Below are 24,027 nucleotides of genomic sequence, written 5' to 3'. Positions count from 1 at the left end.
CATGACCCGAACCCGAATCAAAATTTGCGGCCTGACCCGCGAGCAAGATGTGGACGCCGCAGTGGCCGCTGGTGCTGACGCCATCGGCTTTGTGCTTTACGCCAAAAGCCCACGCGCCGTTACCCTGCAGCGCGCAGCCGAATTGGCCAAGCGGCTGCCACCTTTTGTCACGCCGGTTTTGCTGTTTGTGAACGAAACAGCTAGCAACGTCATAGCTGCTTGTGCAGCAATACCCAACGCTTGCGTGCAGTTTCATGGTGATGAGTCCCCCGAAGACTGCGAAGCCGCCACCCGGGGCGCACAACCCTGGCTGCGCGCTGCCCGCATACCCCTAGGCGATGATGCGGCGCATTTTGACCTCGTAGAATACGCACAACGTTATTCAAAAGCCCAAGCCATCTTGCTCGACGCCCATGTCGACGGTTATGGCGGCGGCGGAAAAGCATTCAATTGGTCACTTCTGCCAACAAGCGTAGCCTCTCACCTCGTTTTGTCTGGTGGACTCACGCCTGCAAACGTGACCGATGGCATTTTGCAAGTACGCCCTCGCGGGCTGTCACTTGCCATTGATGTGAGCTCGGGCGTCGAGGCCGATGGCCCCGATGGCAAGCCCCTCAAAGGCATCAAAGATGCCCACAAGATTCACCGCTTCATTGCTGCCGTACGTGCAGCGGATGCACAAATTTTGCAGACTGACACATGTTTGAATACCAGTACCCAGATGCCCACGGCCACTTCGGCCGCTACGGCGGCAGCTTCGCCAGCGAAACACTGACCCACGCACTGGTCGAGCTGCGCGAGGCCTATGCCAAATACCAGAACGACCCGGAGTTCATCGCTGAATTCCAGTCAGAGCTGGCTCACTATGTGGGTCGCCCTTCTCCCGTCTACCACGCAGACCGCATGTCGCGTGAAATGGGCGGCGCGCAGATTTATCTCAAGCGCGAAGACCTGAACCACACCGGCGCGCACAAGATCAACAACGTGATCGGTCAAGCTATGCTCGCCAAGCGCATGGGTAAGCCTCGAATCATTGCTGAGACTGGCGCGGGCCAGCATGGCGTAGCCACAGCCACCATCTGTGCGCGCTACGGTCTGGAATGCATCATCTACATGGGTGCAGAGGACGTAAAGCGCCAAAGCCCCAATGTCTACCGCATGAAACTGCTGGGCGCCACCGTGATTCCCGTTGAATCCGGCAGCAAGACCCTGAAAGACGCGCTCAACGAAGCCATGCGCGACTGGGTCGCCAACGTAGACAACACCTTCTACATCATCGGTACGGTGGCAGGCCCCCATCCCTACCCCATGATGGTGCGCGACTTCCAAAAAGTCATTGGCGAAGAGTGCCTGACGCAGATGCCCGAATTTCTGGGCCCTGAGCAGCAGCCCGACGCGGTGGTGGCCTGTGTGGGCGGCGGCAGCAATGCCATGGGTATCTTCTACCCCTACATTCCCTTTGAAAAAACCCAGCTGATCGGCGTAGAAGCCGCTGGTGAAGGTCTTGAAACCGGCAAGCACTCGGCATCACTGCAAAAAGGCAGCTCGGGCGTGCTGCACGGCAACCGTACCTTCATCATGCAAGATGACAACGGCCAGATTCTGGAGACCCACTCCATCAGCGCCGGCCTGGACTACCCCGGCGTGGGCCCTGAGCACGCATGGCTGCAGGAAATCGGTCGCGCCCAGTACGTGGGCATTACCGATGGCGAAGCGCTGGACGCTTTCCACTACCTGTGCCGCGCCGAAGGCATCATCCCCGCGCTGGAGTCCAGCCACGCCGTGGCTTACGCCATGAAGCTGGCCAAGACCATGCGCACCGACCAGTCGATTCTCGTCAGCCTCTCCGGTCGTGGCGATAAGGACATTGGCACCGTGGCCGACCTGTCGGGTGCCGAGTATTTTGACCGTCCATCCATGCGTGGCCTCACCGTCAAGGGAGGCCCCGGCCACGATGCAGCCAAGGCTGTCATCATCGGTGGAAAGTAATTTATGAGCCGAATTTCTGACACTTTCAGCAAACTCAAGCAAGAAGGCCGCAAGGCGCTGATTCCTTATGTGACTGCTGGCTTCCCCTTTATCAGCATCACCCCTTCGCTCATGCACGCCATGGTGGAAGCCGGTGCCGATGTGATCGAGCTGGGCGTGCCCTTCTCCGACCCCATGGCCGACGGCCCCACCATTCAGCGTGCGGGCGACAAAGCCATCGCCAACGGTGTGGGCCTCGCCCAAGTGCTGGCTTATGTGGCCGAGTTTCGTAAAAAAGACTTGACCACGCCCGTGGTGCTCATGGGTTATGCCAACCCGGTTGAGCGCTATGACCAGATTCACGGCGAAGACGCCTTCGTCAACAACGCCAAAGACTCAGGCGTAGACGGCGTACTCATCGTTGACTACCCACCCGAAGAGTGCGAAGAGTTTGCTGCCAAGCTCAAGGCCCGCGACATGGACCTCATCTTCTTGCTGGCCCCCACCAGTACCGATGAGCGCATGCAGCAAGTGGCCCGCGTGGCAACTGGCTATGTCTACTACGTCTCGCTCAAGGGCGTGACCGGTTCTGGCGCGCTGGACACCGCTGCTGTGGAAGCCATGCTGCCGCGAATTCGCCAGCATGTCAGCATCCCTGTGGGCGTGGGTTTTGGCATTCGCGATGCACAAACAGCCCAAACCGTAGGCCAAGTCGCCGATGCCGTCATTATCGGTAGCCGCATCATTGACCTGCTCGACAACCAGCCGCACGAAAAAATCTTGCCGCTGGCAATAGACTTTTTGCGCGGCGTGCGTAAAGCACTCGACGCATAATGCACACCTGAGAAACCAGCCTCCCTCTGAGCGGCTTTGCTGCTTCCCCCTTGAAGGGGGACGACAACATCGCTGCAGGGCGGCCCTTGCTCGCTGTCCCTGAAGGGATTGCGCCAGTGCCTGCGCCGCGCCGCTCTCATGGGTTGCGGGTGGCGCGCAGTGCAGTGGAAACTGAAAAGGAAACACCATGTCTTGGCTTGAAAAACTTCTGCCTGCAAAAATCCAGCAAACCAACCCCACGGAACGCAGCCAGCAGATTCCCGAAGGTCTATGGATCAAATGCCCTAGCTGCGAAACCGTTCTGTACAAGACCGATCTGGAAAAAAACCAGAACGTCTGCCCCAGCTGCAGCCACCACCACCGCATCGGTGCGCGTGCGCGCCTGAACCATTTCCTAGATGCCGAAGGGCGCTATGAAATTGGCCAGGAAGTCGTTCCTGTGGACCCTTTGAAGTTCAAAGACAGCCGCAAGTACACCGAACGCCTCAAAGAAGCGCTGGAAAACACCGGCGAAACTGATGCGCTGATCGTCATGGGTGGCTCCGTCAAGAGCATCAACATGGTCGTGGCCTGCTTTGAGTTCGACTTCATGGGCGGCTCCATGGGCTCCGTGGTGGGCGAGCGCTTTGTGCGCGGCGTTGAAACCGCTATCGAGCAAAAAGTGCCCTTCGTCTGCTTTACGGCCACCGGCGGTGCGCGTATGCAAGAAGGCCTGCTGTCGCTCATGCAAATGGCCAAGACCAATGCGGCGCTGACCCGCTTGGCCAAAAAGGGCCTGCCTTACATCTCCGTGCTGACAGACCCCACCATGGGCGGCGTGTCTGCCGGCTTTGCCTTTGTGGGCGATATCGTGATTGCAGAACCCAAGGCCCTGATCGGCTTTGCCGGCCCTCGCGTGATCGAGACCACCGTGCGCGTCAAGCTGCCTGAAGGCTTCCAGCGTGCCGAGTTTCTGCAGCAAAAGGGTGCCGTAGACATGATCGTGGACCGCCGCGAACTGCGCGACCGCATCTCCAGCTCGCTGGCCATGCTCCAGCGCTTGCCAGCTGACGCGGTGGAATAAGCCTCCTCGCTATCAAAAGAAAAGCGGCTAGTCCAGAATTTATCTGGGCTAGCCGCTTTTTTCATACCAGTCTGAGGGGCGTTTTCAGTGCCCAACCAGCCCTACAATTGTTACCAGTCCACCGCCCTGTACATAGGTCAGCACCATCAGCAGCACCTGCAAAATAATCAAAGCAATCAGCGACGAAAAATCCACATTGCCAATCAAGGGCACGACCTTGCGGATGGGAGCGACCAGCGGATCAGACAAGCGCTGCAATACACCGTAGACGGGCGAATGAGGCTGCACCCAGGAAAGAATAACGAAGACCAGCAAAATGCCCACCATGCCGGACAAGATGACTTTGAGCAGTCCGCACAAAGCCAGCCAAGGCAAGGCCAACATCGTGCTTTTGGCCCCCATGAGCAGCCAGATCAGCAGCATCTGAGTCAGCTGCAGCAAAAAAGCAGCCAGCAGGCTTGATTGATCCCAGCGGCCTTTGGCCGGAACAATCTTGCGCAGCGGCATCACAATCCAGTCGCTCAAGGCAAACACCAGCTGCCCTACAGGGTTGCCAAACGGCACACGCTGCGCCTGCATATACATGCGCAGCAGGCAAGCGCCGGTAATCAACCCAACAATAACGTCCAGCAGGAATAAAACAATTTCAAACAGCATGTGACCCAATTCAGTAAGCAGCGAACGCTTCGCCTATTCGTGGGATGATAGCCGGGCACCATGACTGATACGCAAAGTCTGCACTCCCTGCCCTTGTTCCCGCTGAACACCGTGCTGCTTCCTGAAGGCTTGCTGAGCCTGCAGGTCTTTGAAGTGCGCTATCTGGATATGGCTCGCAAATGCCAGCAAACTGGCGCGCCCTTTGGCGTTGTCGCACTTCAATCGGGCCAAGAGGTGCGCAAAGCCGGCTCCCAAACAGAGCAACTTCACGCCGAAGGGGTGCTGGCCCACATTACCCAACTCGATTCGCCCCAGCCCGGCCTGCTGCATCTGCAATGCAAAGGCTCGCAGCGCTTTCATATTCAGCACTGCTGGCAACTGCCCCACGGCTTGTGGGTAGCCGATGTCAACATGCTGCCAGCAGACTCTCATATCGCCGTTCCGCCCCATTTGCGCAGCACCGCCTACGCCCTAGCGCAAGCCCTGCTGAATGTGCACGGAAGCGACCCCGAACATGCCCAACTACCCACGTTTGAGCAAATGCAAGACTGCGCTTGGGTTGCTAATCGCTGGACGGAGATGCTGCCACTGCCGGTGCGCATCAAGCAGCAGCTCATGACCTTAGACTCCCCGCTGCTCAGGCTTGAGCTGATTGCAGACGTTCTTGATCAAAGCGGCATTGCGGGCACGCCATCTACAAAAAATTGATAGAAATGCGACTGAAGTCTAATAAAAACATAGACTATTTGCTCTACTTTTTATAGTAATTGCCGTATTTTTGAGATGAATTACTGCGACCAATGCAAGCCATACCGCATCTGCAGTCAGCGCTTTGCCCGGCTCCGCGCCGCAGCTTAGCCAAAAAACTTAAAATCTCCGGTTTCGGGCTGCGCAATCCTTGCCGGCTCTCATCATTCCCTTGTGGTCTTAACCCGGCGCTTGTCGCTGGCGCTCTCTTGTCATGACTGAACAAAACATCTCTTCTGCGGCCGAAAACACCGCCCCTCAGGACGAAAACAAACTCATCGCTGAGCGCCGCGAAAAACTCAAAGCCTTGCGTGAAAACAGCAAGGCAACTGGCGGCGTTGCTTTCCCCAACGACTTCAAGCCTGAGCACCGCGCTGCTGCGCTGATCGCCGAGCATGGCAACAAGGAAGCCGATGAGCTGGACGCCGCAGCTGCATCCGTCAGCGTAGCCGGGCGCATGATGCTCAAGCGCGTCATGGGCAAGGCCAGCTTTGCCACTATTCAAGACGCCACCGGCCGCATTCAGGCCTATGTGACCCGCGACACCGTGGGTGAAGAGGTCTATGCCGACTTCAAGAAGTGGGACCTAGGCGACATCATTGCCGTTGAAGGTCAGCTGATGAAGACCAAGACTGGTGAGCTGTCGATCAAAGCCACCAAGATTCGTATGCTCACCAAGAGCCTGCGCCCCATGCCCGACAAATTCCACGGCATGGCCGATCTGGAACAAAAGGTGCGTCAGCGCTACGTCGATCTGATGACCGACGAAGAAGCCCGCAAGCGCTTTGTGGCCCGTAGCAAGGCTGTGTCTGGCATTCGTGATTTCATGGTCGAGCACGGCTTCCTGGAAGTCGAAACTCCCATGCTGCACCCCATCCCCGGTGGTGCTAATGCCAAGCCCTTCGTCACGCACCACAACGCTCTGGACCAAGAGATGTACCTGCGCATTGCGCCCGAGCTGTACTTGAAGCGCCTGATCGTCGGCGGCTTTGAGCGCGTGTTCGAGATCAACCGCAACTTCCGTAACGAAGGTATCTCGGTGCGTCACAACCCCGAGTTCACCATGATGGAGTTCTACGCAGCCTACTGGAACTACCAAGACCTGATGGACTACACCGAAGCGCTGATCCGCGACGCCGCCATGAAGGCCGTGGGTACGCTGGAGCTGACCTACGGCGGCAAGCCCGTGGACTTAACCAAGCCTTTCGAGCGCTTGACCATTCCAGAAGCCATCATCAAGTTCACCGAAGCCGGCGACAACGTCACCAACCGTGACTGGCTGACCAATGCCCTCAAGAAGCTGGGCATGAACGAAGAAAAGAACAAGCTGTCCACCCGCACACTGGCCAGCCTGCAGGTGCTGTACTTCGAAGAAGTGGTGGAAGACAAGCTGTGGAACCCCACCTTCATCATGGAGCACCCCACCGAAATCTCGCCACTGGCCCGCGCCAATGACGAGCGCCCCGAAGTGACTGAGCGCTTTGAGCTCTACATCACCGGCCGCGAATTCGGCAATGGTTTCTCGGAGTTGAACGACGCCGAAGACCAAGCTGCACGTTTCAACGCGCAGGTGGATGCCAAGGACAGCGGCGACGACGAAGCCATGTACTTCGACCACGACTTTGTGCGCGCACTGGAATACGGCATGCCTCCCACAGGCGGCTGCGGTATCGGCATTGACCGCTTTATGATGCTGCTGACCGACAGCGCAAGCATCCGCGATGTGATTTTGTTCCCTGCTTTGCGCCGCGAGGTCTAATCTACAAGGCAACATGACTCAATACCTCTGGCAAGATCGGGAAGAACGTGAATACGTTTATGCATTCAATCCCAGGCCAGAGTGTTTAGCCATGATCCAGCGCCCCCCTCAGGTGGCGCTGGATATCGGATGTGGATCGGGTGGTGTCGGGCACGCACTACGCAGCCAATTTCCACACAGCCAGCTTTGGGGCTGTGAATTCAATGCTCAGGCGGCCGCTCACGCCCGCCAGCACTTCGATCAAGTCATCGAGCAAGACGTAGAATCTGTCGATTTCCCTTCCTTGGGACTCAAGCAGCCATTCGATCTGGTATGCCTGTTTGATGTGCTTGAGCATCTAGTCAACCCTTGGCAATTACTCAAGGGGCTCAACCGCATCATTGCTGACGATGCACACATTCTGGTCAGCCTGCCCAACGTATCCAACCTCTTTTTGCTCTGCGACGCACTGCACGGGCACTGGCAGTATCGAAACTGGGGCTTGCTCGACTTCACGCACCTGCGCTTTTTCACCGACTTTGATGCGCGCAGCATGTTCTATCAGGCCGGCTATCGCGTTATCGATCACCGCACGCAGATACTGAATGCTCAAGGCGCAAGCATCATTGAGCGCTACAAAAATACGCCCTTTCCGTTCACGCTGATCGCCGGTGAGATCACCATCAATGTGACATCCCCCCAGCATCTGGCACAGCTCTGCGCAGACCAGAACCTGTACCTGATCACGCCGCATCATCATCAAAATCTCAGCGATGAAGAGCAGGCCTTCGTCACAGCAAAGCCCTCTGTCATTCACGCTTTTGGCAGCTGATTGATTGCCGCTTAACCGCTGGGTTGACCTCAATGCTGGCTGGCTATACTGGCTAACATGCAGATCCCTCAGTACTGGGCGCAAGCAAAATTGCGCCACCAAACCGGCATTCGCCATGGTGTCACCGTCCAGCGCTGGGGTTGGTCTGACCGCAGCGAGCACGACGCACACACCCATGCCCAGCAGCGCGCGCAGCAAGCACTGGATGCGGCCCTCAACGCCGCCGTAGAGCGCAACCTGCCCTCAGATTTCGAGCGCATGGAATGGATGGGTGAATATGGGCTGGACGGCAGCACTCCCATTCGCGAGGAAGTGCTGGAGCGCAGCGGGCCTACGGTCATGACACGCAACAGCTATGGCGCGCAGTGCCTCAATACAGAGAATGTGGCTATTGCGGATATGGATTTTCCGCAAAAGAAAAAGCCTCCCCATTTCCCTGTCATCTCCACCCTCTTGCTGGCTCTGGCCTTACCTTGGCTGTGGGTCACACCGATGGTCTGGAGCCTAGGGCTGGCAGTATTGATGCTGATTATTGCCAGCATCGGCCTGATCTTCTGGTCAGGCGTGCGCAAGTGGTTTCATGCCCGCCAGGAAATCCGCAATGACTCCAACCAACGAAGCCCTATCGAAACAGCTTTGGCAAAGGTGCAGGAATTCTCAGCAGCACACCCCGACTGGGGGCTGCGCGTATACGAGACGCCCAAGGGCCTGCGCATCATCGTGACGCATGCCACTTTTGCACCCAACGCCCCTGAAACGCAAACCCTTTTCAATCAGCTAGAGGTTGACCCGCTTTACGCCTTACTTTGCGCCAAGCAGCAATGCTTTCGAGCTCGCGTCAGTGGCAAACCTTGGCGTATGGGCTTGAGTGGTCTATCTAGCCAAGAGCGGCACTGGCCTGTGCAAACAAGCCACCAAGCTGCACGACAGCACTGGGTTGATATGTATGAGGAACAGTCGACCCAATACGCGGCTTGCCGTTATCTCGATCAACTAGGCAGCACCACCACATGCCCAGAAACACAGGCTTTTGTAGTCTGGCACGATAAGGCGTGTAAGGCTTATTCCACACTCGCACTGGCCTGAGCTAAACGCACGCAGTTTGCAGGAAACGTCTCTAAGAACAAGTGTATAAAGTAACGAAATATTGCAAGCACTTACAACTGATTGACTAATTTGGCTTGACCTCGTTTTAGCTTACGCCACATGAACACTTTGACGTCTTCCGCCTCATCCGCTATTGAACCCAGTAGCGCTCGCTTTTCCTCTCCGGATTCAGCAGCGCCGTTCTCCGTCCTAGTGGTTGAAGATCAAGCCGTCATGCGCGCAGCACTGGTTTCTGAATTGCATCAAGCAGGTGTCACACAGGTTTTAGAAGCCGAGAACGGTCGGTCGGCATTAGCGCTGTTCCGCAGTGAGCGCCCCGATCTAGTGCTGCTAGACATTCGCCTACCCGGCGAAGATGGCTACTGGGTCGCCCGCCAACTGCGCGAGGCCGAACCTGGCGAATGGACGCCCATTATTTTTCTCTCAGGTCTGGATAACGATCTGGACGTCTGGCGCGGCATTGAAGCCGGTGGTGACGACTACTTGGTCAAACCCGTCAAACCCATTGTTCTGGTTGCCAAACTACGCGCTATGCGCCGCCTGCTGGACATGCGCCGCCGCTTAGTAAGTGTTTCTGCAGAGCTGCATCTGGCCAATCAAAAGCTCAATGAAATGGTGGAGCTTGATGCCTTGACCGGCATAGTTAACCGCCGCGGTCTCGATCGTATCCTGCATGCCGAAATTACCGCCGCAAGACGTGAAGGCAAGCCTTTGACGCTAATGCTCTGCGACTTGGATCACTTCAAACGCTTTAACGACACCTACGGCCATGTTCAGGGTGATGAATGCCTTAGGCAAGTGGGCCGCCTGCTGCGTGAAGTTTGCGTGCGCCCGCGCGATATTGCGGCGCGCTATGGCGGTGAAGAATTTGCCCTTGTACTTCCCAACACACCTCGCTCAGGCGCTATGACTTTTGCCCGCGCGCTGGGGCAAATGCTGAAGTTCCTCAAATTTCGTCCTGCTGGCTCTGACGAGGAAATTTTGCTCACGCTCTCTGGTGGCATTACCACCTGCATCCCTGACGAGCACACCAGTGCGGAATCCATGCTCATGCGCGCTGATGAAGCCTTGTACGCGGCCAAATCTCAAGGGCGCAACCGATTCTTCAGCTTTGAGATGCAGATGGATACCATCGAACAAAGACAAATTTAACGCCCTGCAAAGCCGAGTCTGCCCTCTCTTGGCGACCCCTGACTTGGGCTATGCCTGATTCACGTATACATCCTGCACTTTACGCCTCTGTTATCAAGAAACGCTAGGATCGCGGTATTCCTTCGTCTGCTCTTCTGAGTGGACCTTTGCTGTTTTTCTTGAGTAATTGGTTATGCGTCGTCTTCAAATGCATCTGCCCGAATGGATGCAGGATTGGCTTGAAATCCTCGTTCCCGGGGTTCAAATTCTTCTCATCATCCTTGTCGCTTGGATCATCAACTGGCTGATCAAGCGCATCGTCTTGCGCGCTGGCAGGGCTTACGATCTGCCGCACGAGCTGCTGATGCCGCTACGCGGCGTGTTCCGCTGGATCATTATTGCTGCAGCCATTTTGGCGATTTTGGAGCGTATGGGCATGTCTGCCACCGTGCTGTGGACGGCCTTTACCAGCTTCGCGACCGTAGGGGCAGTTGCCTTTTTTGCCGCATGGAGCGTGCTCTCCAACCTTTTTTGTGCGCTGTTAATCGTCACCGTCAGCCCGTTTAGGCTGGGCGACTATATCGAGGTGCTGGATACCGCCGAAAAGCCCGGCGCAAAGGGCCGCGTGATTGACCTCAACATGCTCTACATCACCTTGCAAGATGACAGCGCACCTGCAGGCGTGCCCAACCTGCTGCAGATTCCCAACTCTTTGATCTTCCAGCGCGTTATTCGCCGCTGGCGAGGCGGTATGCCTACGCCCCCAGCCGAGGAACGCAGCCCAGCCAGCACTGCCCACGATGCACCAGCCCCGGTGAGCCACCTTGGGGCTTAACGCGCCCGACAGTCGAGCTATTGCACAAGCCTGAAAGCCGATTAGGCTAGTTTGAACTGCCCCGACAAAGGCGGTGCGGCCGGCTCTTGATGGGCGTGAATCTTGATCGGTCTTTGCGCAACTACTAGCTGCGCGGCGGCCTTGTCGCCAAAGCGCTCTACCACCTCCTGCAACACTCGGGCCTGCTCCAGCAAATGCTGGGCATGCTCTCGGGCATGGGCAACTTCCGTAGCATTGTCCTGACTCAACTGGTCAATATGCTGCATGCTTTGCACACTGGCGGTCAGGCTGTCTGTTTGTTCACGCGTCAATTGCGAGAGCTGAACGACCAGTTGCGGAACGGCCTCTGTTTGCGCCAGCACGCGCTGCATCTGCGTCGATGCCTGACGCACCAGACCCACCCCATCTTCCGTGGATGCCAACGACTGGTTGATGCGCTGGCGCACTTCTTTGGAGGAGGCCGCCGTGCTCTGCGCCAACGTTCGCACTTCAGCAGCCACTACCGCGAATCCTTTGCCTTGTTCACCCGCTCGGGCAGCTTCTACTGCAGCATTGAGCGCCAGCAAATTGGTCTGAAAGGCGATTGAGTCAATCAGTGCCACGATCTCTGCAATCTCCTGTGCGGCTTTCTGCGTTTGCTGCATATTGCCCACGATCTGCTCCAACACCGCTCCGCAGCCTTTCACGCCCTCACACACTTGCTGGGCCGTGGCATCCAGCCGAATGGTTTCCTCCACTGTCATCAGCGACTGCTCACGGATATGCGCCATGCGCTGTGTGCTGCCTGCGACCTCCGCAACAATCTCTTTAGACTGCGTAGCCTGAAAATCACTTCCCTGATGAATTTCCTGCGCTGCTGCGTGCACGGCACTAGCTGAATCCATGGCCGTGCGCACCACCACCTGCAGTTGCTGAAGCGCCATTTGCACGGCTTTTCCTTCGCTGCTATGCACGACAGTGTGCTCTGCATCCAGGCTGAGCATTCCGGACTTATTGGTTTGGCAAAGCGCCTGCAGCTCCGCCGCCGTAATGGCCATGCGCTGCAAACCCACGGCGATCACCAACTCAACCGTAGTCTGAATCACGACAAACAGCGCGTGCAACAAGACCAGCGCAAAACTCGGCTGCGTCAGGCAATACACCGGGAGACCCGCCAACTGCAGCCGATCAAACAGCACATGGTGAACGGCAATGGTGGCCGCGGCCGTCACGATGGGCCACGGATCTTTATAGACCAGCAAAAAAGCCAAAAAAACGAAGACAGCAAAGTGCAGCTCCGGCTGTCCCACTGACAGCTGGATCAGCAGGCCGACCATGAGCATGCCCAGCATGGACAGTGCATGTCGAGTCAGCTTCGAGCCTGGTGCCACCGCATGGCACAGCAGCGCCAGCCCGCACAGCAAACCACCGCCCATTAGTGCGAATAGCAGTCCGTCAAACCACCACCCAGCAACTAAGGCACCCAGCCAGCCCAGCGCCATGATGCCCAACACCAGTCGGTCTGCAAAACGTGCTTGCTCTCGCAAGATCTGCTCAACGGAATCATGGGTGCTGCGCGGCACTGTTGCTGTAGCCATAGAAATCCTGTTTATTCAAATTGATTACATTTAAAAACTTATATTTCAAATGAAAACACTCATAAACAGAACTACAAAATAAATAGATTTAAGCCTACACATCAATATCGGTATAAACCATGAAAAAAAGCCACAACCTTGAGCGCTGTGGCTTTTTTAAGTTCGTCGTTATTACAGGGGCAAACGTGGCTTGACCTTGCTGGCAGACAGCTTGGCGTTCACACGCGCCTGCTCTACATCGGCAGCGCGAGCCAGCGCCACGCCCATGCGGCGCTTCACAAAGCTCTCGGGTTTGCCAAACAGGCGAATGTCGGTACCGGGAATGGCCAAGGCTTCATCGACGCCATCAAACACCAAGCCTTGCGCATCTTGACCGCCATAGATCACGGCACTGGCACCGGGATTGCGCAGGCTCGCATCTACAGGCAAACCCAAAATAGCGCGGGCGTGCAGTTCAAACTCGCTTTGCCACTGCGTAATCAAGGTGACCAGACCGGTGTCATGCGGACGCGGTGAAACTTCGCTGAACCAGACTTGCACGCCCTTCACAAATAGCTCTACGCCAAACAGGCCCAAGCCGCCCAAGTTGTCCGTCACAGCCTTGGAAATTTGGCGCGACTTTTCCAGCGCTGCGGGGTGCATGGGGTGCGGCTGCCAACTCTCCACATAGTCACCCGCTTGCTGGATGTGGCCAACAGGGTCGCAAAAGTGGGTTTCGACCTCACCATTCACACCCTTGGCACGCACGGTGAGCTGGGTGATTTCGTAGTCAAAATCGATAAAGCCTTCGACGATGACGCGGCCCTTGGCCACTCGGCCACCGGCCATGGCGTAATCCCAAGCGGCGGCCACATCGGCTGCGCCATCAATCTTGCTCTGGCCTTTACCCGAGCTACTCATCACCGGCTTGACCACGCAGGGGTAGCCAATGGCGCTACCTCCGTCCGTGCCATCAATAGCGGCTTGCAGCTCTTGCAGCGAGTCGCAAAAACGATAGGGGCTGGTGGGCAAGCCCAAAGTCTCAGCTGCCAGGCGGCGAATGCCTTCGCGATCCATCGTCAGGCGCGTGGCGCGGGCGGTGGGAATGCAGGTAATGACGCCAGCCGCTTCCAGCTCTTCGAGCATGGGCGTTGCAATGGCTTCAATCTCGGGCACAACCAGATCGGGCTTAACTTCCTCAATCAGTGCTTTGAGCTGCGCAGGATCGCTCATGGTGATGGTGCGCGCGTGATGGGCTACTTGCTGGCCGGGCGCGTTTTCGTAACGGTCCACCGCAATAGTTTCCACGCCCAAACGTTGCAGTGCAATTAGCACTTCCTTGCCTAATTCACCGCTGCCCAGCAGCATTACTTTGGTGGCATTGGGGGAAAGAGGGGTTCCTAAAGTGGTCATCGTTGCATCCTGCATGTATTGGGACAAGCCCTGATCATAGGCGAGCAGAAACGTCTTTTTGCAACGCAAAGCACTATCAATTTATTAGCATCTAGTGCTTACTTATATTGGACTACAGCCTGTTTTCTTCAAAATTTCAGCGAAGTACAGGCGAGTAATGCTCAATGCGGCAAGGGCCCCGACTCTTGCATTCACCGTCCAGATAGCGATAGCGCACAGTCACTGTGCTGCCAGCTTTGGGCCATTTGCGCCGCGGCAACTCGCTTTGGTAGTCCGCGGTCTCAGGCCTAAAGCTCAACGCCGCTCCTGGCTGCGGGCATTCAGCTTGTCCTTTAGAGCGAGCCGCAAGCACAAGAGCCTGCAACTGCCCGCCGCCACTTTGCTTTTCGAGCACCTGCACTTTCAGGTCACAAATTTGCCAGTCACCCGCCAAGGCAGGCCCACCTGCAGCGAGCATTACAGCGGCAAGCGTCAGTCGATAAAGTGCGCTCATGATTGATGAATCACCATTTCATCCACTATTTCGTCCACCATTTCATTCAGTGTTTTGAGCATGATGATGAAGATTGCAGATCAGTGCGTCAGAGCGTTGATCTTGGAGCCGCGCTGCGGAATGCCGCCGCCGTCAAACGCCATCTCTGAGGTCCACACCGCATCATCCCAGCCCCAGGGGCTGCTGGCCTGCTCCAAACTCAGCACATGCACGCCGCTCATGTCTTTGACGCGCTCTTTGAGCCATTCAATCTGATCGCTGCGCACAAACACCAGACAGGCAATTTCCCAATCCGGCTGCGTGATTTGCAGGCCGTGCAGTTGCGCCAGCAGCGGGGCATACCATTTCTCGATGCGTTCATTGAGGCGGTTGACCAACGCCAGCGGGTAGCCGGATGCAGATACCTCCACCACATAAACCTGCCGGCGCGCAGGCCGCAGTGCGACAAAGGCAGGGCATTGCCAGCCGTCGGTCAGCTCGTATTTGGGGGCGACAAAGGTTTCGCCGTTGGCCGTGAGCAACTGCATCACGGCTTCTTCATGTCGGTCCATGTGTATCTCTCCAGCGCGCTAAAAAGTGCGCGCAAGCTCACACCTTAATTCAGCTCAGCTGACCTGTTCAGCATTCGCCAAAGCAAATGCCGATATCACGTGCTGTACTCAGCAGCGGGCTATCCAGCGGCACGGTGCGCTGGGTGTTAGCCACATCCGCAATCGCGACGCTGCTAATGCGCCCGTTTCGCAGCGTCACCATATGCCCGGTCTGGGCAGCCAGCACCAGTTGCGCCGCGTGGTGACCAAACTGCGTGGCCAGCACCCGGTCAAACGGCGTGGGGTCGCCGCCGCGCTGCACATGGCCTAGCACCGTGGTGCGCACCTCACTTTTGAGGTGAGGCTGCAACCGCTCACGCAGCACATGACCTACACCGCCTAAACGCACCGGGTCTGGGCTATGCGCAATACGCTCACGCACTGTCAGGATCTGGCCGCTTTCTTTAGCGCCTTCCCCAATGCAGATGATGGTGTAGCGCTGGCGCTGCTCACGCTCTTGGCAGACTTTGATGACGGCCTGCAGGTCATAGTCAATCTCGGGCAGCAAGATGATGTCTGCGGCTCCGGCAATGCCAGACTCCAGCGCCAGCCAGCCCGCGTGGCGACCCATGGTCTCCACAATCATCACGCGGTGGTGGCTCATGGCCGTGCTCTCAATGCGGCGCAGGCTTTCCGTCACGGTGGCTACGGCCGTGTCAAAACCAAAGCTGCGCTCACAGCTGGCAATGTCGTTATCAATGGTCTTGGGCACACCCACGCATTGCAAGCCCACTTGCGCCAATCCGTGGGCCAAACTCATGGTGCCATCACCACCAATCGCAACCACCACATCCAACCCCAAGTCTTTGACGTTGCGCCCTACCTGCTCCAGCGTAGCGGCATCGCGCAAAGGGTTGGCGCTGTTGCTGGTGCCCAAAATCGTGCCGCCCATGTGCAAGATGCCGCTGACCTCGTCCCAGCCCAAGCTTCTGACGCGGGGCTTGGGCTCCATCAGCCCCTCAAAGCCATCAGCAATGCCCAGAACCTCGCACTGGCCGTGATTAATCAGAGACTTGGTGACCGCACGGATCACCGCATTCAAGCCGGGGCAATCGCCGCCGCCAGTCAACACACCAACGCGCATGAGAGATCTCCTAGTTCTGCCCAACACCATTTTTCGACAACTGGGCAAGGCTAAAACTGAATCATCCCACGCTCCATTCGGCGATTCGGGCTTTACCCATAAAAAACAGGCCTGACTTTCGCCGGCCTGTTTCTTTGTACTTTGACACCTACCTCAATCGTTACTCCTCAATGACGGCGAGTTTCCTGCGCAGGCATCTCAATCAAAGCCGCTTCTTTGGGCGCTTGGTTAAGCTGCTTATCAACCGTTGGCTCAACCGGCACTGCTCGCGAACGCTTTTGCAAGCTAGCAGACGGGGCTGCATTGACCTTTACGGCAAAAGCCGTAGTGCGACCCGCAGCCTGCACATACACATTGAGGTAATGCACACCGTTTGAGAGCACAGTCACAGGCACTTCAATCGTGGTCTGATGCTGAGCATTCAGCTGCACGCGGCTGGGTGCTCCGGTATCCACTCGCAAAGAGCCTTCTACCCCATAGCTGAGTTCAAGATCAGAGATTCCAGCCGCACCCGTCAAAGTGATACCCACCGTCGTCGGGCCAACGCTCATATAAGAAGGTAGTTCGCGCACAGCAACGGCAACCACGTCAGCCGACTTGCGCTGGCGCTCGATTTTGGGCTGCGTGGTAGAGGCTTTTTCAGCCGATGCATGAGCCCATACCGCACTGGCGGACAGAATGCTCGTGGCGATCAGCATGCCTGCAAAGATTGGTTTCAACATGGTGTGTTTCTTTCCCGTGTTCATCATGGCACTTGCTCCCAGCTGGCGTTAAAGCAAGCATGCGTATTGGGTGCAGCGGTGCCTTGATCCATGCTGGCATCAGTGAGCATGGCAACATAGGTTCCAGGCTGCAAATAGTAGGTCTTTTCAGATGCGAGAGCCGACTTCGGTGGCTGCCATTGCCCCACTCGATAGAGCTCTACCCGCGCAACCGAAGTCGTTGGGCCGGATAAATAAGGAGCTTTAAAACTATAGTTTCCAGCGACTGTCACATCAACTCGAACTGGGCGATGGCGATCGAGCTTGTTATAGCCTACAAACTCATTAGATACACACACCCTGCTTGCAGCAGCCCCCGTGGCCAAACTTCTGAATGCTGGCTTTTCGCCATCAACCATAGCTCTGTAATTCACGACAGCGCCCCACTCATTGATGGACTGCATGACGGGCAAGCCCACCTTAGCCATCACCGCGTCCACTGCAGAGCTGCCCATTCGCGTTGACAAACCCGCGGCAAAAGACATCAGGCTGGTCAAAGAAGGTGTGTTCTTTTGCTCATTGAGCAAAGTCGAAATAACCGCCTCTGCCCCGCCCTGCATCTGGGCCATTTGATAGACCAAATACTGCACTGATGATTCACTGTAGAAGCCTCGATCATTTGCGCCCGGTTGCACATCTACATGAAACGCCGAGGTCTGACCTTGTCCCAGACCCTTTGTATCTTGAAACACCGAAGTGCCGCCAATCGCAGCGCCCATAGCGCTAGCCATACCCTCAGACCAAGCAACGCGCATATCTAGCTTGTCACCAAAGGCGTGCGCACCACCCAAGGAATCAGATCGCGAGAGCTTGCTCTCGAAGTAGTGCATCCACTCATGACGCAACACGCTGGCGTCGAACTCGTCTGAGTCGAGATTTTCTTTGCCTAAAACATAGATGCCTTCGGCTTGACCGGTTGAAGCTGGCGACCAATTGCTGGACGTGATATCTCCATCTGCATAGGAACCCACAGCACTGCGATTGTCCTTGCTCCAGTAAATCGTCAAGGCAGGAAACTGGGTGCCGGGCGCAAAACTGCGCACGTACTGCATTGAGGCATAGGCCTGATCCAAAATAGCAAACGGCGCAGAAGCACGTGTTTCGCCATAGGCTGAGCCAGTCCAGCCCGATTTAGCATTCAAATCCAGCACGCCGCCGGCAGCAGAGATAGTTTGCAAAGAACTGCTCATGGCATACGCAGCAGCGGCTTGCGGGTAGCCAGCGCTCCTGTTGTCACGCACCGCCACATCCCAGCGCTTATCGCTAGGCAATAAGCGAGCCTGCACACGCACCTTGAACTCTGTGCCCTCAGGCACAGCTAACGTGTAATGGCCTTGCTCGTCCGTAGAGGTTGTCGCAATCACCACATTTGAAGCGGACACCGCCTCCACCATCACGCCACGGGCAGGCATCTGGCGGGTTGCCGCATAGTCCAGCCCCGCATGAGCGCTCACCGGCACATTGTCGTAGCTGATACGGCCAACCATCTGGCCAGCCACAGGGCTCATGCTGGATGCATTTGCCACCTTGTCGCCCCCAGTGTCCTGCGAAACGGCTGCAACGCTTGCTTGGCCAGCAGGTGCGGAGCTTTCGCCACCACTAACATCTCCGCCACCGCCACAAGCAGCCAGCATGGCCAACAAAGCTGCGTTCAGGGCCAACTGGCCAACACGTTTACCTATTGCCTCGTTACGCCCTTTGAATTCAAAAACATCTTGATACATACTCGCCACATCTGATTAAGATGTAGGAATAATAACTTTGATAGTAAGCGCTAACCTACATATCAAAACTAGCAGTCAAATAGATATTTATTAGTTAACTTTTTATTCTTTTAGTGTTAATAGAGACCATTCAAAGGCTATCTTCACTTAAAAATAGCTTCTAAAAAAAGTTCCGCAAACAAGCAGCCTTCGTTATCAAAGACGAATGAGACTTTGCTTATGGCTCTGGGTCGACATAGCTCGCAATCAATCACTCTCAGTCCTACAGGCAGTTGTAGACAACGCGCCGATTCTGAGAGCCCTGCGCTCAGGTTCGAGCAGCCAGTGAACATCGTGGTACTTGCGCACGCTATCGCGGTGCGCCACAGAAATCACAGCACCGCCATTGCGACTAGTCATCTGCGCCAAAGCCTCATAAATTCGAGCTTCCGTCGCGTTGTCTAGCGCGCTTGATGCCTCATCAGCCACCACCCATGCAGGCTGCTTGAGCAATACACGTGCAGCAGCCAAGCGTTGTTTTTCGCCACCTGACAAAAGACTATGCCAAGCCTGCACATCGTCCAAGCGCGCTTGCAAGTCAGGTAAGCCCGCCTGCTGCAAAGCCTCGAGAAGCTGCGCATCCGTGTAAAGCTCAGCACGCAGCGGATAGGCAAGAGCATCTCTTAGCCGCCCTTCAGGGAAATAGGGGTGTTGAGGAATAAACATCACATCACTGGGAAGACTCACCCGGCCCTTGGCAAACGGCCATATGCCAGACAAAGCCCGCAGCAAGGTCGATTTGCCACTGCCTGAAGGCCCGCCAATCAGCACGTTGCTGCCGGGCTGAATTTGCCCAGTGAAGTTATCCAGCAAAACCTTACCTGTGGGCAAGCTCAACTCCAGCCCTTGAACCTGCATATCTGCGCCATCGTTTTGGTGCTGCAGCGCTGATTTTTGGTTCGCACGCTGCAGTGCTTTATCTAACTCACTTAAACGCTGGGCGGATGCACGCCACTCCGCAAGAGTCGTGAAGTTATTGATAAACCATGACAGCGCACCTTGCACCGAGGCGAATGCAGTAACAGCAACCGTCAACGCACCCATGGTGATATGCCCATCAAAGTAGCGATGCGCCAGCACCAAATACGGGAACACCATGGACAGGTTAGAGAAAAAGGCGGTAAACCATGTCAGCCGTGTCTCTCGTTTGACCAAAGTAAATTTACTGTCCAGCAATGCATCCAGCTTTTGATCTAACTGGTAATGCTCCACATCTTGAGCGCGATCCAGCGCAATAGCTTCAGCGTTATCTCGCACCCGCGCCATGTGATAGCGGAAGTTGGCCTCGCGCTTTTGCAGCTCAAAGTTCATGCGCTTTAGAGCCTTGCCCAAGCCGTAAGTCACCAAACTACCCAAACCGCAGTACAGCAGCGCGATCCACAGCATGAAGCCGGGAATATTCACCTCGCGCCCCGCAACCACAAAGTCAATCCCGTCATCGATGTTGAGCAACACCAGACCAAACGCACACAAAGTGGCCAAAGCAAGAACGGCACCCGTCGCCAAGCTGCAAGTCGTCATCACAAAGCGCTGAACATCCTCTTGAATTCGCTGATCGGGGTTGTCTGGAATGTGCAGTTGCGGCTGATTGCGCAGCAGCTCCAACTGGTAAAAAGCACGCCCCTGCAACCAGCGCTTTAACAACTGTTTGCTCAGCCAGCGCCTCCAGCGAATACTCAGCACTTCAGTAAGATAAAACGCGAGGACTGCCACCGCAATAAACACGCCAGCAATCCAGAAAAACTCGGGCAATAGTTGATAAAAATCAGCGCTGTTTTTGCTTTGCAGCGCATTGGTTTGTGCACCAAACCAATTGGCAATGCGCGTGCCCCAATAGCTTAGAAAAACAGACAGCGCCAATACAACACCAGCCAGAGTCAAGGCGGACCCACGCTGCTCCGACTTCCAGAAATACGGGCCAATCAGGCCCCATGTCTGAGCCCAAGTGGATTCTTTAGATACCGGTTTCGACATGCAAAGCCTTTGTCTCTCAAAAAGTGAGCAGCTAAGCCATTGCAGCCGCTGCCTCGATCAGACAAAGAATGAACGAATTGCGCAGAAAAGTAACTACCTGAAACCAGTTATTTTGCAAAGTACGCAGCAAGCGTTGCAGCAGCTGCGTTTCTGAGAACAGTAGGGTCTAAAAGATAGATGTCCTGCCCCTTGAACATAAAAAATCCGCTGTCAAACCAAGCTGACAGCGGTTTTTGGGGTGAGATTCTGCGCTCTCAATCAGGCAAGTTCAAGGCAGCAAGCTCAAAGCATCCAAATACGCAGGCTGGCGCATCAGGTCATCCCATGCCTGCGGCTCTGTATCGGGCAGCAGCGACAGGCGGCGCGATTCACTGTCTTCGTCGGGTGTCCAGCGGCCATCACGCAGCGCAGCGTCCATGCCGTCCAGCAACTCGTCCACATGCTCGCCAAAGCCCAAGCTCTGGTTGCATAGCAGCACCATGTCGCAGCCTGCATTCAAACCGGCCAGCGCGGCATCGGTAAAGCTGATCAGCTCGCCATTGATACGGCGCGCGCCTTCCATGCTCAGGTCATCGCTGAAGATTGCACCGTCATAGCGCAAGCGGCTTCGCAGAATGTCTTTGAGCCATTTCTCGCTAAAGCCTGCTGGGCGCTTGTCTACTTTGGGATAAATCACATGCGCAGGCATGACTGCGGTGAGCACGCTAGTCAGCCACGGATATGGCGCGGCATCTTCATCCAGAATGGCGGAGAGGCTGCGCTTGTCCACGGGGATGTCGACATGCGAATCCGCCTTCACAAAGCCGTGACCGGGGAAATGCTTGCCGCAGTTGCCCATGCCCGCCTGCAGCAGGCCGTGCATCAGACTCTTGGCAAGAGCAGCCACCACGCGCGGGTCGCGGTGGAAGCTGCGGTCGCCAATCACAGACGACTCGCCGTAGTCCAAATCCAGCACGGGCGTAAAGCTGAAGTCCACGCCGCAAGCGCGCAGCTCCGTGCCCAGCACATAACCCGCCGCCGTGGCCGCGTTCATGGCGCGCATGGCGCCACTGCCTTCGCGGTGTTTTTTGCCCTTGCCATCATCCATCCACATCTCGCCAAAGGCGCGCATGGGTGGGATATGCGTAAAGCCATCGGTGCGAAAGCGCTGCACACGCCCGCCTTCGTGATCCACGCTAATTAGCAAGTCGGGCTTGACGGCCTTGATGTCGGCGCACAGTTGCACAAGCGCACTGCGATCTTCCCAGTTGCGCTTGAAGAGGATGATCCCGCCGACCAGTGGATGGGCCAGACGGGCTCGGTCCACATCGGTGAGAGTCGTACCGGCGATATCAATGATGAGAGGGGCGTGCATGCTCATGATTTATCAATTTCTATAGCTTCTAGTCCATATGTTTAAAGGACTAGATGCCTATTTCATTCTTTTCTTTCAACCACGCAGAAGCTAGCCGCGTAGTCGCTTTCATCCGTCACCGACAGATGAACGCTCAGATTGTTTTTCTCAAACCACTCTTTCAACCCACCATGCAGGCGAATCGCAGGCTGGCCGCTAGGCAGCTTAATCACCTCGCAGTGCCGCCAAGTCATGGGCATGACCATGCCCATGCCAATCGCTTTGCTGAACGCTTCTTTGGCTGAAAAGCGTGTGGCCATGTAGCGAATACCGCGCTCGGGCCAGCGCTCGCTGCGGGCCTTCCAAGTCGCTAGCTCACCATCAGCCAGAATCTTTTTAGCAAAGCGCTCCCCATGCTTTTCCAAGCTCTCGCGAATGCGACGCACATCGCAGATGTCCGTACCTATGCCGTAGATCATGCGTTACTCCTTGCTAGTTCAACTTAAAGTAAAACAAGGCTCAAGTCCTTATGAATCAATGACTGGTAGCTATAGTTTTAGGACTTCTTAGCCAACATGCCTTCATCAATACATGCTTGGTAAGCCTTGACGGTAGCGACATAACCCAGCTCCAGCGCATCGGCAATCAGGGCGTGACCAATCGAGACTTCGGCCAAACCCGGTACACGCGCTACAAAGGCGGCCAGATTGTCGCGATTTAAGTCGTGACCTGCGTTGATGCCCAAGCCCGCATCCAGCGCTGTCTGTGCAGCTTTGGCATAGGTTTGCAACTGCTGTTCTTGCTCGGCCTTACCCCAATTGGCTGCAAAGGGCTCGGTGTACAGCTCCACGCGGTCTGCACCCACGGCTTTGGCAGCGGCCATTTGTTCGGGGATCGGGTCCATGAACAGGCTAACGCGCACACCCAGCGCCTTGCACTCGGCAATCAGGGGCGCAAGGCGCTCAGCATCTTGCGGAAAGGTCCAGCCATGGTCGCTGGTGAATTGCTCTTCGCTATCCGGCACAAACGTGGCCTGATGTGGGCGGGTTTGACGAATGAAATCCATCAAGTTCTGCGTGGGGTTACCCTCGATATTGAACTCGACTTGTGGCCAGCTCTTGAGCAGTTCGTGCAGGTCAAACACATCTTGCGCGCGGATATGGCGCTCGTCAGGGCGGGGGTGAATGGTGATGCCCTGCGCCCCGGCCTCCAGACAGATTTGCGCTGCGCGCGTTACCGAAGGAATGCCCAGATGACGGGTATTGCGCAGCAGCGCCACCTTGTTGACATTGACCGAAAGCGCTGTGCGCGGCGAGGCAGATTGGTTCATAGCGATTGCAAATCCATCATCAGCTGGCGGGTGCGCAGCATGGTTGAGCCGCAATGGTATTGCAGAAGATTGCGCAGTTGCAGCTTCAGGGCCTGAGCCACTTCGGGCTCGGCCAATGCTTTGAGGGTGCGGGGAAAGGGTTGGTCGGTCTGCAGCGCCAGCTCTATGCTGTGCCAATGTCTGCCCGAGAGCGCCGCACGCTCGTATTCATCAGCTTGGCGCAAACCGCCGTCTGCAACCAAGGTGTAGCGCAAATGAGGATTGAGTTGGCTCAGCGTGGCGCTCTCCTGCCTCAAATCGGGCAAATGGCCCAACTCGCGCAGTAGCACCAACTCAAAGGTACGCAGCACAGGCTCAATGGCCTCGGTGGTATTGCCATGCTGACCAGCCAGCACGCGCACCACGCCGGCATAAATATCAAACAGCGCCGCATACGGGTCGTCACGCGCCAAAAGGCGCAGCAGCAACTCGTTGAGGTACATGCCCGACCACAGCGCATCACCCTGCGGCATGACATGGCCGCCCACCCACTCCGCACCCTTTAGCGAGTGAATCTCGGCATTACCCTCTGCCCCCAGCGTGTAGTTGAGCTTGAGCGGCTGCAGTGGCAGCAGCACCGGGCGAAAGTTAGAGGTGTGGCGCTTGACGCCCTTGGCCGCCAGCGCCACGCGCCCGCGATGGCGCGTGAACACCTCCAGAATCAGGCTGGATTCGCTCCAGTCGTACTGGTGCAGGATGTATGCGGGTTCGTCCGCGACGCGTTTGGCTGCCACTGAATACTTCAGATAAAAGAAAAGGCCTCAGCAGAGGCCTTGGTT

23 protein-coding genes are annotated in these 24,027 nt (G+C 56.3%); 10 read left to right on the top strand and 13 right to left on the bottom strand.

Annotation, left to right across the window (positions count from 1 at the left end):
* Window position 1: 1 nt before the first annotated feature.
* The 4 genes from KUF54_RS02275 (at window position 2) to accD (ending at window position 3,865) form a co-directional block, all read left to right on the top strand.
* Window positions 2-775 carry a phosphoribosylanthranilate isomerase gene (locus tag KUF54_RS02275; RefSeq protein ID WP_219344874.1) on the top strand — a complete coding sequence of 258 codons (774 nt, stop codon included), beginning with the start codon at window positions 2-4 and terminating at the stop codon, window positions 773-775.
* Window positions 700-1,989, top strand: a complete 1,290-nt coding sequence (gene trpB, locus KUF54_RS02270) for a tryptophan synthase subunit beta (protein ID WP_219344872.1) — start codon at window positions 700-702, stop codon at window positions 1,987-1,989. Before KUF54_RS02275 ends, trpB begins: the two co-directional genes overlap by 76 nt.
* Window positions 1,990-1,992: 3 nt before the next feature.
* Window positions 1,993-2,802: a tryptophan synthase subunit alpha gene (gene trpA, locus KUF54_RS02265; RefSeq protein ID WP_219344870.1), complete on the top strand. Its 810-nt coding sequence runs from the start codon at window positions 1,993-1,995 to the stop codon at window positions 2,800-2,802.
* A gap of 187 nt (window positions 2,803-2,989) precedes the next feature.
* Window positions 2,990-3,865 (top strand): acetyl-CoA carboxylase, carboxyltransferase subunit beta, encoded by an 876-nt coding sequence (gene accD, locus KUF54_RS02260; RefSeq protein ID WP_219344868.1) that lies wholly within the window; start codon window positions 2,990-2,992, stop codon window positions 3,863-3,865.
* An 84-nt stretch (window positions 3,866-3,949) separates the two neighbouring features.
* Here the strand turns inward: accD and KUF54_RS02255 are convergent, their stop codons facing one another.
* Window positions 3,950-4,522: a YggT family protein gene (locus KUF54_RS02255; RefSeq protein WP_219344866.1), complete on the bottom strand. Its 573-nt coding sequence runs from the start codon at window positions 4,520-4,522 to the stop codon at window positions 3,950-3,952.
* 60 nt (window positions 4,523-4,582) lie between these two features.
* On the opposite strand from KUF54_RS02255, the gene KUF54_RS02250 reads away from it, so the two are divergent.
* The 6 genes from KUF54_RS02250 (at window position 4,583) to KUF54_RS02225 (ending at window position 10,912) form a co-directional block, all read left to right on the top strand.
* The gene (locus tag KUF54_RS02250) at window positions 4,583-5,230 is read left to right on the top strand and encodes an LON peptidase substrate-binding domain-containing protein (protein ID WP_219344864.1); all 648 of its coding nucleotides are present in this window, start codon (window positions 4,583-4,585) and stop codon (window positions 5,228-5,230) included.
* Window positions 5,231-5,483: 253 nt separating this feature from the next.
* Entirely contained in the window at window positions 5,484-7,028 is a 1,545-nt protein-coding gene (gene lysS, locus KUF54_RS02245) for a lysine--tRNA ligase (protein ID WP_219344863.1), read from the top strand.
* Window positions 7,029-7,119: 91 nt separating this feature from the next.
* Entirely contained in the window at window positions 7,120-7,839 is a 720-nt protein-coding gene (locus KUF54_RS02240; protein WP_219344861.1) for a bifunctional 2-polyprenyl-6-hydroxyphenol methylase/3-demethylubiquinol 3-O-methyltransferase UbiG, read from the top strand.
* A 57-nt stretch (window positions 7,840-7,896) separates the two neighbouring features.
* Window positions 7,897-8,925, top strand: a complete 1,029-nt coding sequence (locus KUF54_RS02235; RefSeq protein ID WP_219344859.1) for a hypothetical protein — start codon at window positions 7,897-7,899, stop codon at window positions 8,923-8,925.
* 120 nt (window positions 8,926-9,045) lie between these two features.
* Complete coding sequence (locus KUF54_RS02230; RefSeq protein ID WP_219344857.1) at window positions 9,046-10,098, top strand: diguanylate cyclase domain-containing protein; 1,053 nt, start codon at window positions 9,046-9,048, stop codon at window positions 10,096-10,098.
* Window positions 10,099-10,270: 172 nt separating this feature from the next.
* The gene (locus tag KUF54_RS02225) at window positions 10,271-10,912 is read left to right on the top strand and encodes a mechanosensitive ion channel family protein (protein WP_219344855.1); all 642 of its coding nucleotides are present in this window, start codon (window positions 10,271-10,273) and stop codon (window positions 10,910-10,912) included.
* A 41-nt stretch (window positions 10,913-10,953) separates the two neighbouring features.
* On the opposite strand, the gene KUF54_RS02220 is transcribed toward KUF54_RS02225, so the two are convergent.
* From KUF54_RS02220 to recO, 12 genes are all read right to left on the bottom strand, one after another.
* Entirely contained in the window at window positions 10,954-12,489 is a 1,536-nt protein-coding gene (locus KUF54_RS02220) for a methyl-accepting chemotaxis protein (protein ID WP_219344853.1), read from the bottom strand.
* Window positions 12,490-12,660: 171 nt separating this feature from the next.
* Window positions 12,661-13,881: a formate-dependent phosphoribosylglycinamide formyltransferase gene (gene purT / locus KUF54_RS02215; RefSeq protein WP_219344851.1), complete on the bottom strand. Its 1,221-nt coding sequence runs from the start codon at window positions 13,879-13,881 to the stop codon at window positions 12,661-12,663.
* Window positions 13,882-14,017: 136 nt separating this feature from the next.
* Complete coding sequence (locus KUF54_RS02210; protein WP_219344849.1) at window positions 14,018-14,374, bottom strand: hypothetical protein; 357 nt, start codon at window positions 14,372-14,374, stop codon at window positions 14,018-14,020.
* Window positions 14,375-14,454: 80 nt separating this feature from the next.
* Complete coding sequence (locus tag KUF54_RS02205) at window positions 14,455-14,925, bottom strand: hypothetical protein (RefSeq protein WP_219344847.1); 471 nt, start codon at window positions 14,923-14,925, stop codon at window positions 14,455-14,457.
* A 67-nt stretch (window positions 14,926-14,992) separates the two neighbouring features.
* Entirely contained in the window at window positions 14,993-16,048 is a 1,056-nt protein-coding gene (locus KUF54_RS02200; RefSeq protein WP_219344844.1) for a 6-phosphofructokinase, read from the bottom strand.
* A gap of 167 nt (window positions 16,049-16,215) precedes the next feature.
* A complete protein-coding gene (locus KUF54_RS02195; RefSeq protein ID WP_219344842.1) occupies window positions 16,216-16,770 on the bottom strand; it encodes a hypothetical protein in 555 nt (184 codons plus the stop codon).
* A 23-nt stretch (window positions 16,771-16,793) separates the two neighbouring features.
* Entirely contained in the window at window positions 16,794-18,533 is a 1,740-nt protein-coding gene (locus KUF54_RS02190) for a hypothetical protein (protein ID WP_219344840.1), read from the bottom strand.
* A gap of 246 nt (window positions 18,534-18,779) precedes the next feature.
* Window positions 18,780-20,546: an ABC transporter ATP-binding protein/permease gene (locus KUF54_RS02185; RefSeq protein WP_219344838.1), complete on the bottom strand. Its 1,767-nt coding sequence runs from the start codon at window positions 20,544-20,546 to the stop codon at window positions 18,780-18,782.
* Window positions 20,547-20,814: 268 nt separating this feature from the next.
* Window positions 20,815-21,906: a beta-N-acetylhexosaminidase gene (gene nagZ / locus KUF54_RS02180; protein ID WP_219344836.1), complete on the bottom strand. Its 1,092-nt coding sequence runs from the start codon at window positions 21,904-21,906 to the stop codon at window positions 20,815-20,817.
* A 56-nt stretch (window positions 21,907-21,962) separates the two neighbouring features.
* Complete coding sequence (acpS, locus tag KUF54_RS02175; protein WP_219344834.1) at window positions 21,963-22,358, bottom strand: holo-ACP synthase; 396 nt, start codon at window positions 22,356-22,358, stop codon at window positions 21,963-21,965.
* 77 nt (window positions 22,359-22,435) lie between these two features.
* Window positions 22,436-23,209 carry a pyridoxine 5'-phosphate synthase gene (locus tag KUF54_RS02170; protein ID WP_219344832.1) on the bottom strand — a complete coding sequence of 258 codons (774 nt, stop codon included), beginning with the start codon at window positions 23,207-23,209 and terminating at the stop codon, window positions 22,436-22,438.
* On the bottom strand, window positions 23,206-23,982 hold the full coding sequence (recO, locus tag KUF54_RS02165; RefSeq protein ID WP_219344830.1) for a DNA repair protein RecO: 777 nt from the start codon (window positions 23,980-23,982) through the stop codon (window positions 23,206-23,208). The genes KUF54_RS02170 and recO overlap by 4 nt, the downstream gene beginning before the upstream one ends.
* Between the last annotated feature and the right edge of the window lie 45 nt (window positions 23,983-24,027).

This window comes from Comamonas sp. Y33R10-2, assembly GCF_019355935.1.
In the GTDB taxonomy this organism is placed as follows: domain Bacteria; phylum Pseudomonadota; class Gammaproteobacteria; order Burkholderiales; family Burkholderiaceae_C; genus Comamonas.
Note: the sequence above shows the minus strand (reverse complement) of the source record. Positions and strands in the feature narration are given on the sequence as shown.

Coding starts and splice junctions, on each gene's coding strand:
- KUF54_RS02275 (WP_219344874.1), top strand. CDS start 2: ATGACCCGAACCCGAATCAAAATTTGCGGCCTGACCCGCGAGCAAGAT.
- trpB (WP_219344872.1), top strand. CDS start 700: ATGTTTGAATACCAGTACCCAGATGCCCACGGCCACTTCGGCCGCTAC.
- trpA (WP_219344870.1), top strand. CDS start 1,993: ATGAGCCGAATTTCTGACACTTTCAGCAAACTCAAGCAAGAAGGCCGC.
- accD (WP_219344868.1), top strand. CDS start 2,990: ATGTCTTGGCTTGAAAAACTTCTGCCTGCAAAAATCCAGCAAACCAAC.
- KUF54_RS02255 (WP_219344866.1), bottom strand. CDS start 4,522: ATGCTGTTTGAAATTGTTTTATTCCTGCTGGACGTTATTGTTGGGTTG.
- KUF54_RS02250 (WP_219344864.1), top strand. CDS start 4,583: ATGACTGATACGCAAAGTCTGCACTCCCTGCCCTTGTTCCCGCTGAAC.
- lysS (WP_219344863.1), top strand. CDS start 5,484: ATGACTGAACAAAACATCTCTTCTGCGGCCGAAAACACCGCCCCTCAG.
- KUF54_RS02240 (WP_219344861.1), top strand. CDS start 7,120: ATGATCCAGCGCCCCCCTCAGGTGGCGCTGGATATCGGATGTGGATCG.
- KUF54_RS02235 (WP_219344859.1), top strand. CDS start 7,897: ATGCAGATCCCTCAGTACTGGGCGCAAGCAAAATTGCGCCACCAAACC.
- KUF54_RS02230 (WP_219344857.1), top strand. CDS start 9,046: ATGAACACTTTGACGTCTTCCGCCTCATCCGCTATTGAACCCAGTAGC.
- KUF54_RS02225 (WP_219344855.1), top strand. CDS start 10,271: ATGCGTCGTCTTCAAATGCATCTGCCCGAATGGATGCAGGATTGGCTT.
- KUF54_RS02220 (WP_219344853.1), bottom strand. CDS start 12,489: ATGGCTACAGCAACAGTGCCGCGCAGCACCCATGATTCCGTTGAGCAG.
- purT (WP_219344851.1), bottom strand. CDS start 13,881: ATGACCACTTTAGGAACCCCTCTTTCCCCCAATGCCACCAAAGTAATG.
- KUF54_RS02210 (WP_219344849.1), bottom strand. CDS start 14,374: ATGAGCGCACTTTATCGACTGACGCTTGCCGCTGTAATGCTCGCTGCA.
- KUF54_RS02205 (WP_219344847.1), bottom strand. CDS start 14,925: ATGGACCGACATGAAGAAGCCGTGATGCAGTTGCTCACGGCCAACGGC.
- KUF54_RS02200 (WP_219344844.1), bottom strand. CDS start 16,048: ATGCGCGTTGGTGTGTTGACTGGCGGCGGCGATTGCCCCGGCTTGAAT.
- KUF54_RS02195 (WP_219344842.1), bottom strand. CDS start 16,770: ATGTTGAAACCAATCTTTGCAGGCATGCTGATCGCCACGAGCATTCTG.
- KUF54_RS02190 (WP_219344840.1), bottom strand. CDS start 18,533: ATGTATCAAGATGTTTTTGAATTCAAAGGGCGTAACGAGGCAATAGGT.
- KUF54_RS02185 (WP_219344838.1), bottom strand. CDS start 20,546: ATGTCGAAACCGGTATCTAAAGAATCCACTTGGGCTCAGACATGGGGC.
- nagZ (WP_219344836.1), bottom strand. CDS start 21,906: ATGAGCATGCACGCCCCTCTCATCATTGATATCGCCGGTACGACTCTC.
- acpS (WP_219344834.1), bottom strand. CDS start 22,358: ATGATCTACGGCATAGGTACGGACATCTGCGATGTGCGTCGCATTCGC.
- KUF54_RS02170 (WP_219344832.1), bottom strand. CDS start 23,209: ATGAACCAATCTGCCTCGCCGCGCACAGCGCTTTCGGTCAATGTCAAC.